General features: G+C 65.9%; 1 pseudogene. It reads right to left on the bottom strand.

Annotated elements, in window-relative coordinates:
• Positions 1-422: pseudogene (locus tag QU44_RS17055) on the bottom strand (IS21 family transposase); the annotation flags it as partial.
• Positions 423-522: the final 100 nt, after the last annotated feature.

Here is a 522-nt window from a genome sequence, read left to right on the forward strand (position 1 = left end):
GCCATGTCGGTGAAGTCCGACAGTCCCATCCGGCCAGGCTCATGGGTCTGGCGGAAAATGACCTCCTGCTCCTCACCATGGAGTGCCCGCCAGTCGCGGATCCGCCGCTCGAGCGTTCGCCGGATCCCGGTGCCAAGATCAGGATGACGGCGCAGCATCTCCTCGAACACCGCGACCGAACGCAGGCCCGGGGCTTCGCGCAGCAGCGGTACGACCTCGGCGTCGAAAATATCAGCCAGCGGGTCGGGGCGACGTCGTCCCCGGACCGCCTCCCTCTGCGAGGGCAGCCGTGGATCGCCGGCGACGCGATATCCGGTCGCCGTGCTGAACCCGGCCTTGGCAGCCGCTGTCGCGACGCCGTCACTGTGTCGCAAGTGCATAAAAAGCCTCATCTGATGATCGTTGATGTGGCGACCGGGCATCTGCGGCTTCCCCTGCAATCGAGGAAGCCGACGATACTCGATCGGCCGTGATCAACAGCGGCAACGCCCCATCAGGAACGCGCCATCGGGAGTTGCTGCG

This window comes from Sphingomonas sp. 37zxx (assembly GCF_000786205.1).
GTDB lineage: Bacteria > Pseudomonadota > Alphaproteobacteria > Sphingomonadales > Sphingomonadaceae > Sphingomonas.